This window comes from Microvirga arvi (assembly GCF_016892765.1).
GTDB lineage: Bacteria > Pseudomonadota > Alphaproteobacteria > Rhizobiales > Beijerinckiaceae > Microvirga > Microvirga arvi.
Genome location: NZ_JAFEMD010000117.1, coordinates 1 through 7,590 on the forward strand (window position 1 = coordinate 1; position 7,590 = coordinate 7,590).

At 62.9% G+C, this 7,590-nt stretch carries 2 protein-coding genes and 2 pseudogenes; 1 reads left to right on the forward strand and 3 read right to left on the reverse strand.

What is annotated here, in order from left to right; genetic code table 11:
- Both ILT44_RS29320 and ILT44_RS29325 read right to left on the reverse strand, forming a co-directional pair.
- Positions 1–1,238, reverse strand: a 1,238-nt coding sequence (locus ILT44_RS29320; protein ID WP_305070728.1) for a proton-conducting transporter transmembrane domain-containing protein, incomplete at its 3' end; no start/stop codon positions are given.
- Between the two features lie 401 nt (positions 1,239–1,639).
- A pseudogene (locus tag ILT44_RS29325) lies at positions 1,640–4,600 on the reverse strand (Tn3 family transposase).
- 660 nt (positions 4,601–5,260) lie between these two features.
- Here ILT44_RS29325 and ILT44_RS29330 point away from each other — a divergent pair.
- Positions 5,261–6,682 (forward strand): APC family permease, encoded by a 1,422-nt coding sequence (locus ILT44_RS29330; RefSeq protein WP_204243142.1) that lies wholly within the window; start codon positions 5,261–5,263, stop codon positions 6,680–6,682.
- A 78-nt stretch (positions 6,683–6,760) separates the two neighbouring features.
- On the opposite strand, the pseudogene ILT44_RS29335 reads toward ILT44_RS29330, so the two are convergent.
- Positions 6,761–7,087 (reverse strand): annotated as a pseudogene (locus ILT44_RS29335) (alpha/beta hydrolase); the annotation flags it as partial.
- Between the last annotated feature and the right edge of the window lie 503 nt (positions 7,088–7,590).

A 7,590-nucleotide genomic window follows, 5' to 3' on the forward strand; every position in this document is an offset into this window, starting at 1 on the left:
TGATCGAGCAGGGAGTCGACGTGGAAGGCGGCCGCCTCGGCAAAGAACATTTCCTTGGACAGGAAGCCGTTGAGCAGAGGCACGCCGGCCATGGCGGCGGCCGCGACCATCGCCAGGGTGGCGGTGATGGGCATGAACCGGAACAGCCCGCTCAGGCGCCGGATGTCGCGCGTGCCGGACTCGTGGTCGATGATGCCGGCAGCCATGAACAGCGATGCCTTGAAGGTCGCGTGATTGATCGTGTGGAAGATAGCCGCCACGGCGGCGAGCGGGCTGCTAAGACCGAGCAGGAGCGTGATCAGGCCGAGATGGCTGATGGTGGAATAGGCCAGCAGGCCCTTCAGGTCCTGCTGGAAGATGGCCGCATAGGATCCCAGGAGCAGCGTGCAGAGCCCGGCCGACACCACGATGTAGAACCACGCTTCCGTGCCGGACAGCACCGGCCAGAGCAGGGTGAGCAGGAAAACACCCGCCTTCACCATGGTGGCCGAGTGGAGATAGGCCGAGACCGGCGTCGGCGCGGCCATGGCGTGCGGCAGCCAGAAGTGGAACGGAAACTGGGCGCTCTTGGTCAGGGCTCCCAGCAGGACCAGGATCAGGGTCGGCAGGTAGAGGCTGCTGGTGCGGACTTGGTTGCCCGAGGCCAGTACCTCATCGAGATCGTAGCTGCCAACGATGTGGCCGATCAGCAGGACGCCGACGAGCAGGCACAGCCCACCGGTGGCCGTGACGGTCAGCGCCATGCGCGCGCCATCGCGCGCGGCGGCATTGTGATGCCAGTAGCCGATGAGCAGGAACGAGAAGACGCTGGTCAGCTCCCAGAAGAAGACGAGCTGGATCAGGTTGCCGGAGAGCACGATGCCCAGCATGGCGCCCATGAAGGCAAGCAGGAAGGCGAAGAAGCGCGGCACCGGATCGGAGGGCGACATGTAGTAGCGGGCGTAGAGCGCCACCAGGAAGCCGATGCCGGTGACCAGCATGGTGAACAGCCAGGTGAAGCCGTCCATGCGCAAGGTGAAGTTGAGGCCAAGCGTTGGTATCCACTCGATGCCAGTGCGCAGAACGGCGCCGCGATGAACGGCGGGATACTGGAGAGCCGTCAGGGCGGTGGCGCACAGGGCTATCGTGCCGGCGAGGACGGCAGCGCCATTGCGGGCATCCTGGCGCAGGAAGACGGCAACGAGGCTCCCGATGAAAGGAAGGGCGACGATGGCCAGGAGGGGCATGCCACTGGACATGGTTTGGGTGGTCTCCTTCCGGGTGGGGAGCGCGCGCAAAACTCCGAAACTGGGGCGATATCGCCCAATATGGTTGACATGGAAGCCAAGATGCAAGGGCACAGCCCATAAAAATAACATCTGGGCCGCTCAAGGCCGAAGTCGACTGGCGTGCGGTCCATTGGCCTCGTCCCAAAACACAAGCAGCATTGGGACTTTTCTGCCGGGGTTCAGTTGAACCCGAAGCGGTCATCAACGGAGGACGGGATGCGCGGCCCTCGCTTACTCCCTCGCATGCTGGGAATCTTCAGGCAGAGCTGGATCTACTTCCTTGGCGCATCGATCCTGGGCGTCGTGCTCCTGGGGAGCGCGCAAGGTTTGTGCAATAAACCTCGGTATCTTGGACGAAGCGTGAACATCCCTCAGGCGGCGTCTCGGTGGCGGACATTGCGGAGCGGACGCTGCTGGCCGGCCCCAGTAGCAGCATGCTGCCAGAGGTAATCACCGGTCAGGCTGATGTGTCGCCAGCCCAGTGGCGCGACGTGCGTGAGAAGCTCATCCGGCACGATCCGGCCTTGAGATCGCAGATGCTCCACCGCTCGACCCATGTAGAGCGTGTTCCAGTACACGATTGCAGCGATCACCAGATTGAGTCCCGAAGCCCGGTAGCTCTGGTTCTCGAACGTCCGATCCGTGATCCGGCCCTGCTTATGGGCAAAGATTGCCTGAGCCATGGAATTGCGGGCCTCGCCCTTGTTGAGGCCGACATGGCAGCGCCGCCGCAGGTCCGGACTCTCCAGCCAGTCGAGCGTGAACAGGCTCCGCTCGATCCTCCCGATCTCCTGGAGAGCGAGATGCACCCGGTTCTGGCGCTTGTAGGCACTCAGCTTCTTGAGCATCACCGAGGGAGCAACGGTGCCAGCTTTGAGGGAAGCGGCCAGATGCAGCACCTCGTCCCAGCCTTGGCGCACCACGTCGGCGCGGATTGGGCGGCCCATCAATGGCTGGAGGCTGCTCGGCACCTCCAGGCCCGCCATGGTAGCCAGCCGCCGATCCTTCAGATCCCGCAGGCGGGGCACAAACCGGAAGCCGAGCAGATGGCACAGACCAAAGACGTGGTCGGTGGCGCCGCCCGTGTCCGTGTAGTGCTCATGGATCGACAATTTGGTTCCGTGGTGCAGCAAGCCATCCAGAACATGCGGCGCCTCGCTCGTGGTGGCCGAGATCACCTTGGTGTGGAAAGGGCCCTACTGATCCGACAGGTGGGTGTAGAACTTCACACCAGGATCCGAGCCATACTTCGCGTTGACCTCGCCGGCTCCGGCACTCCTGCGCCCGGTGCGGAAGAACTGCCCGTCTGAGGACGACGTGCTCCCGTCGCCCCAGAGGGCTGCCAGCGGGAGACGTTGGTGCGCATCGACGATGGCGCCGAGAGCTGCCTTGTAGGTTTCTTCCCGCAGATACCAGGAGTGCACCCAGGTCAGTTGAGCCTTGGTCACGCCCTGAGAGGCATCCGCCATCCTCTCAATGCCCAGATTGGTCGCATCGGCCAGCACCGCTGCCAGAACAGCCGTCACATCATCGGCCGGCCTGCCGTCGCGCAGATCGGTAAAGCAGCGCGCAAAGCCGGTTGCCTGCGCGACCTCGTTCAGCAGCTCGGTAATGCGGATATTCGGCATCAGCAGGTCGAGATCGCGGTCAAGCCGATCCGCTTCTGGAGGCGTGAGGGCCCGCAATGGGGTCACATGCAGTTCCTCGCCACGCAGGGAGACGCCCGGGACGGCGTTCTTGCTCAGCCCTCGGGCGAACCGCTTCAGCCGCCACTCGAGAAGCTGGCTTCGCTCAGCAAGATACGCATCCGCATCATCCGGAGCTTTCAAGTCGGCAATCGCTGACAGGGCAGAGGCCGGAGGCAGCAGATAGGTGTCAAAGCGCTGGTAGTTGCGTGTGCCCTCGACCCAGATGTCGCCAGAGCGCAGTCGATCCCGCAGCACGGCGAACACGGCCGTCTCATACAGCCGCCGGTCCGGTTGGCCCGTTTCCATGATCAACTGCTGCCAGGTCTTCGGAAGGAACGACATAGGAGGCTTCTGGGGCAACTCCCGACGACGGGAGCGGAGGCTGTCCCGGACCACGTTGAGCGCCGCAAGGACAGGGTTGAGCCGGCTGGTGCTGCGTAAGGTGAAGGCTTCCAGAAAGGGCAGGGCAAAGCGGCGTACCGTCATGAACTTCGCGGCCGCCATGACAAGTGTATCGCCGTCAGCGAGTTGAGCCAACTCCTCAACCTGCGGCTGGACTTTGATCAGGCGGCTCCAGCCGATTTCCTCATCAATGATCTCGAACGGGTCGCCGCATGTAGCGCGGGCCGTGCTCAGCGCCGTGATGGTCGAGTGGAACAGGCGCATCAGGCGACTGACATCACGACCTGTGGTCTGATAGGCGCGCTCCTGGCGTCGGCGAGCACGGGTGAAGAGGCTACCCACCAGCCGATCGAACATCGCGATGGCAGCGTCGGCCAGTTTAGCCTCGAGTTCAATGATCTGCGCCACGAGCGTCGCCCGACGCCGGCGCACGCCGTATTCGTCGAGCAGGAAGGCTGGAGCAACAGATCCCTCGCGCACGAACTGCTGAAAACGGCGTTCGTGGACCCGGCTCACGATCCCGGGACTGATGTGGAGAGATCGAACATAGGTCAGTCGCTCAAGAAGCGCCGTCATGTTGGAGGAATTGGGTGCTTCGGCGATATCACGTAGCCAGGCGAGGGGAGTGCGCTTGAGTGTGGCGTCATTCACCAGCAGGGCATCGATCGCCTTGAGCTGATCCTCTGTCAAAGGCGCGAGAAGCGCCTCGGCAGCACGCCTGCGGGCCAGAGCTCGGCCGGCACGGGCAAGCCGCTCCAGCCTGTTGGGCGCTGGCAGGATGATCCGATGAGTACGCAACCAGTCGAGGACCGCCTGAACAATCTCGACCCCATTGTCCGTTGCCCAGGCTGCTTCCGCCGCAACACTCAGCATGAGCGGCCAATCCTCCTGCATTGCGGGCCGCAAGTTCAGGCGGGCCATCAATTCGGCGGCATGATCGAGCCGGGTTTGCGGCCGCCGGCTGTAGTCCTCGAAGACGTGAGGTGAGACCTGAAGCTGGCGTGCCAGGAAGGTGAGCATCTCTCGCGGAGGAGCCTCGTTGAGGCGCAGCCCAAACCCGGGATACCGCAGCAGACAGAGTTGCACTGCAAACCCGAGCTGGTTGCGGGCACCGCGCTTGCGCAACACCATGTCAAGGTCGTCTTGGCTGAGGGTACAGTGCTTGATGATCAGGTGTTGCTGCCGAGGCACACCGAACAGTAGTTGACGTTCATCCTCAGTCAGCAAGCCACGTTGTGCCATTGTACGCCCCTACATGGCCCCGGCTTGATAATTGAAGGGAGGCCGGGGTCTGGGACGGGATTATGGGATTGATGAGAGCGGGGCGCCGAATCCTGTTTGGCCGCTGTCCACAGAGTGAACGGGGAGGGCGGCGGCCGCCCCTGCCCATCACCTTCTATGTTCCCGCTTTGTCCGGTTTACCGAGGTTTATTGCACAAACCTTGCGCGCTCCCCTAGATGACGGGACCACCCTCGCTACTCTCGTGGCCCAAGCCTAAGGTCGGGCGCCCCCAAGAATGCCCCGATTACCTTTCGAGAGGCTGGTTTTGGAGACCTTGAGTGAGGGAAGCCTCGCTAAAATTCACACTGCTTCTGCTGTGATGATCAGGGGAGGGCAGGAGGCAGTGAGCTGCCCGCTGGGCAGTCACGACAGCAAGAGAGGGGAGGGCAAGTCAGGAGCGAAAAGCGGACCTTCGCACGGCCAAGCTGATAGGCAGTCCGTGACCCTTGCCGGACATTTCGCGGTGCAGATCGCGCCCGCGCCAGTTCAGCAGATCAACTTGCCTCGTCATGCCTTGTTTGCGGATGCCTTGGTGGAAGTGACTGCGCCAGGGAACACCAGCCTTGCTGGAACGGTTTTGCAGGCTGGGCCATTGATCCTGCGTCAGGAGGATTGTTCCGATGAGCGATCTGGCGACAGGCAGCGGCGCAGCCGCCAAGGTTGAACTTGAACTCAGCCTCCATCGGGTGATGGGACCGGGGCTTCTGCTCCTCTTCATCGTTGGCGACATTCTCGGCACCGGCATCTACGCGCTCACCGGGCAGGTGGCGAAGCAGGTTGGCGGGGTCGTCTGGCTGCCCTTCCTGGTGGCCTTCGTCGTCGCGCTCATCACTGCCTTCAGCTATCTCGAACTTGTCACCAAGTATCCCAAAGCCGCAGGCGCCGCCCTCTACACCCACAAGGCTTTTGGTATTCACTTCGTCACCTTCCTCGTGGCCTTTGCGGTGATGTGCTCGGGCATCACGTCGGCCTCAACCGCCTCAAGGGCGTTTGCGGCCAACTTCTCGTCTGGCTTCGGCCTTGGGCTTGAAAGCTTCGGCATCACGCTCACAGGCCTCCTGTTCATGGCACTCGTCGCGATTGTCAACTTCCGCGGCGTTGGCGAGAGCGTGAAAGCCAACGTGGTGCTGACCTGCATCGAGCTCACCGGGTTGCTCATCATCATCGTGATCGGCTTCTGGGCGATTGGCGCCGGGCAGGGCGATGTCTCCCGTGTCCTGACCTTCGAGCCGGCGGGCGACCGCGGCGTGTTCTGGTCCGTGATTGCGGCAACGACGCTCGCCTTCTTCGCCATGGTGGGCTTCGAGGACTCCGTGAACATGGCCGAAGAGTGCAAGGACCCCTCGAAGATCTTCCCGAAGGTGCTGCTGACCGGTCTCCTCGTTACCGGCCTCATCTATGTTCTCGTATCGATCTCGGCGATTACGCTCGTACCGGCAGCCGAACTGGGTGAGGGCGAGACGCCGCTTCTGAAGGTGGTTTCGGCCGGCGCGCCGGGCTTCCCGCTTGGCATCTTCGGCATCATCACAATGTTTGCGGTCGCCAATTCGGCGCTGATCAACATGCTGATGGCCAGCCGTCTCGTCTATGGCATGAGCCGTGAGGGCGTGCTTCCGCCTATCCTTGGCCGGGTGCATCGTGGCCGGCGCACGCCTTACATCGCGATTGCTTTCACCTCGCTCCTGGCCTTCGGACTGATCACCTTCGTCGGTGCCGTGCCGGCGCTCGGCGGCACAACCGCGCTGCTGCTTCTTGGCGTCTTCACCATCGTCAACATCGCGGTCCTCGTGTTGCGGAAGAACACGGTCGATCACGAGCATTTCCGGGCACCGACGATCCTGCCGGTCCTTGGTGCGGTCTGCTGTGCCTTCCTGGTTGGGCCCTGGACCGGTCGCCCATCCGTGCAATATGCGATTGCCGGCGTTCTGCTGGCCGTCGGCGTCGTGCTCTGGTTCATCACCGTGATGGTGATGCGATCGCAGGGGTTGGCTCCATCCGGAGACGAACTGCCACCGATCAGCCACTCCGGCCCGGTCAACTGACAGCGCGGTCTTGCGGTCGTAGGATCTTGCTGTAACGCCAGCGACGGCAGCACGCTTCCTCTCCAGGCTGATGGTATGTCACGGGGCGACCGTCTCGGAGATGGATCGGCCCAGGTTGTCCACGTGACCGCCGAGGGACTGCCGCGTCCGGGGGTCGACCACCGCCAGGGGCGTGGACACGGCCAAGCCAGCCGCCGTTCCGACGGCGGTGGCCGCACCGGCGGTGACGTGGATGATGCGGTCGCCCAGCCCGACCCTGGAGTCGGTCACCGTCTGCCCCTCGGCCAGGCGCTTGCCGATGAGTTGCACGACCTCGGGGCTCTCGGCGAACTTGCCGTGATTGAGGGCGTCACCGGCCTTGAGCTTGGTCAGATCGAGAACCGTGACGTTCGCCTGCTCGAGCTGGGGTCAGCGCAAGATCTGTGCCCAATTATACGTTCTTATGACCGTCATTCCGAGACGTCAGCATAGGATCCTGTCGCCGGTTGCGAGGCGGCGCAAGATAAAGCGACCTGACGGGTGTGCCGCGGCGCCTGATCGGACGACGATTGATCAAGCTCTCATCCGCGGATTGGCCACCGCATTCCCCAGTGTTTGTCGTGGGCCTTCCTCAGTCTTAGCTTCGTGCGTGAGCCGCAAGGCTTGCCTTAACGTATCTCGAGGATTTCCCATCGCTCCAGGGTGCCACGGCACGCCGGTCAGGTCGGTATCGTTCTCTGCTCGCTTAAACCTCCTCTGCGTGGGTGCGAACGCAGGCTTGGGTCAAGTTAGACGTCCCGAACCCTTGCCGCAGGGGCAACCTGGATCCCGCGGGCAATGTCCCACACGAACGGCACCGTTGCATTAACCTCGGCCGTATAGCGAGGAGCGGTTCATCAAGGATCCGCTCCCGTGTCTCTGTTCAAGCG

Coding starts and splice junctions, on each gene's coding strand:
- ILT44_RS29330 (WP_204243142.1), top strand. CDS start 5,261: ATGAGCGATCTGGCGACAGGCAGCGGCGCAGCCGCCAAGGTTGAACTT.